The organism is Candidatus Infernicultor aquiphilus (assembly GCF_002784285.1).
Classification (GTDB): Bacteria; Atribacterota; Phoenicimicrobiia; order Phoenicimicrobiales; family Phoenicimicrobiaceae; genus Infernicultor; species Infernicultor aquiphilus.
The window spans coordinates 1-2,699 of the sequence record NZ_PFKO01000335.1; the positions used below are offsets into that span (position 1 = coordinate 1).

Below are 2,699 nucleotides of genomic sequence, written 5' to 3' on the forward strand. Positions count from 1 at the left end.
CATCTTATTAGATAATTACGACCCCTGTTTAAAGTTTTTTTAAAAAGAAGGATTTCATAAGACTTTTGTTGTATTATAAAAAGGATAGCATAAACCAGATCTTCCACTTTAAAAATGATTAAAAGGGATTAATTAATATGCCAAAAGAAGCCAAAGCGCGTATACGAATAAATAAACTTCTTGAAGAAGCAGGATGGAGATTTTTCGATACCGCTGAAGGAAGAGCAAATATATGCCTTGAAACTAACCTAAAAATTACTGAACAAAAATTAAATGATCTTGGAGAAGATTTTGAAAAGACTAAAAACGGTTATGTTGATTTTTTACTGCTCGATGAACAAGGATTCCCTCTGGTTGTTTTAGAAGCAAAGAAGGAAGGTAGAAATCCTTTAGATGGAAAAGAGCAAGCTCGTAAATACGCCAGGGCCCTTAATGTTCGATTTGTAATTCTGTCCAATGGCAATCTCCATTATTTTTGGGATATTGAATTTGGTAATCCAAACCTTATTATAACATTCCCCACAAGTGGTTCTATAAAGTACAAAAAATCTTTCAAACCAAATCCAAATAGTTTGATTAATGAACCTATCGAATCAGGGTACATTGCTATTTCTCAAAAACCTGATTATAAAAATGATCCCAGTTGGATTTATGAACAAACAAGAAATTCATTTATCAAAGAAAATAAGCTAAAATTTTTGCGAGATTACCAAATAAGAGCCATACAGTCTTTGCAAGATGCAGTTAAAGAAGGTAAAAGCAGATTTTTATTTGAAATGGCAACCGGTACCGGAAAAACCTTGGTTGCAGCAGGAATCATTAAACTTTTTATAAGAACGGGTAATGCCAAAAGAGTTCTTTTTCTTGTAGATAGATTAGAATTAGAAGATCAAGCACAAAAAAATTTTGTGATATATTTAAAGAACGATTATAAGTGTGTGATTTATAAAGAAAATAAGGATGACTGGAAACATGCAGAAATCGTAGTTTCAACAGTCCAAACCCTCCTCTTTAATAATAAATACAAAGACTTATTTTCACCTACCGATTTTGATTTAGTCATATCCGATGAGGCACACCGATCTATCAATGGTAACAGTCGTGCGGTATTTGAATATTTTACCGGTTATAAATTGGGGCTCACCGCAACACCAAAAGATTATTTGAAAAAAATTGATGAAAAAGAATTAGCAGAAAAAGACCCACGTAAATTAGAAAGACGTCAATTACTGGATACCTATATTACTTTTGGCTGTGAATCGAGTAATCCCACCTTTCGATATACCCTTTTAGAAGGGGTAAGGGATGGTTTTCTGGTCAATCCCATTGTGATAGATGCTAGAACAGAGATCACCACAGAACTTCTATCAGATATGGGCTATTCTGTAATTATAGAGAATGAAGAAGGCGAAGAAGAAAAAAAGACATACTTTCAAAGGGATTTTGAAAGAAAATTTTACTCAGAAAAAACGAATATAACCTTATGTAAGACTTTTTTTGAAAATGCCTTAAAAGATCCTCTTACTGGGGAAATTGGAAAAAGTATTGTCTTTTGTGTTAGTCAGAAACATGCCTCTAAAGTAGCACAAATCTTAAATGAATTTGCTCATAGATTTTATCCCGGCAAATATAATTCCGATTTTGCGGTCCAAATTACTTCCAATGTTTCTGATGCTCAGCAAATGACCATTAATTTTGCAAATAATAATCTTAACGGACATACCTCCTTTAAAGAAGGTTACAAATCCAGCAAAACGAGAGTATGTGTTACTGTAGGAATGATGACCACCGGATATGATTGTGAGGATATTTTAAATTTATGCTTGATGAGACCTATATTTTCACCATCCTACTTTGTTCAAATGAAAGGTAGAGGGACGCGTAATTATGAGTTTGTGTATAAAGAAAAAAATGAATTAAGCGGTATAGAAAAAACTACTGCTCAGAAGAAAAATTTCAAGCTTTTTGATTTTTTTGCTGTCTGCGAATATTTTGAAGAAAAATTTAATTATGATGAAGTAATCCCATTACCACCGGGAACCGGTAAAGATGGAGGAGGGGACACTCCACCCACCGTCCTAAAAGATTATGAGAGTATAATTCCTGATCCTCTCAAGGGTATTGCAGAAACTGCAATCGGCTTTGAAGGAATGAAAATCGATCGTAAGCTTTTTGAGAGATTTGAGGAAACAGTCAAAGCTGATGATTATATAAAACAAAAGATAGATGAGGGTAGATTTAATGAAGTTGAGGAGCATATAAAGCAAGCAATTTTTAACAAACCGGAAGATTACTTCGATCTTGATAAATTAAGAAAATCTTTAAAACTTGATCGTCGATTGAGTTTGCGGGAAATATTAGAGAAAATATTTGGGAAAATAAAGAAATTTAAAACCAAAGATGAACTTCTGGAAGAAGAAGTAAATAAATTTATTTCTATTTACCATCCAGAAAATAAATTCATCTATATTATAAGGGAATTTATAAAAGCCTATATTTTAGATACAGAATTAAGAAAAATTATTGATTCTAAAGAATTTGCAAGTCTTGCTACTAACCCAAGATTCAATATAAAAGATTTAAAAGAATTAGATGGCTGGAAAGACCCGGTTGTTGAATATGTCAGAGATTATGTTCCTCTAAATACTTTTGCCGCCTAAAGGAGATTAAAATATGTTGGATACTCTTACTAAAAGAAG

1 protein-coding gene is annotated in these 2,699 nt (G+C 32.5%); it reads left to right on the top strand.

Translation table 11 applies throughout. The features are described from left to right. The first annotated feature begins 137 nt into the window (after positions 1 to 137). Entirely contained in the window at positions 138 to 2,660 is a 2,523-nt protein-coding gene (locus COZ07_RS09330; RefSeq protein WP_406608293.1) for a DEAD/DEAH box helicase family protein, read from the top strand. Positions 2,661 to 2,699 lie beyond the last annotated feature (39 nt).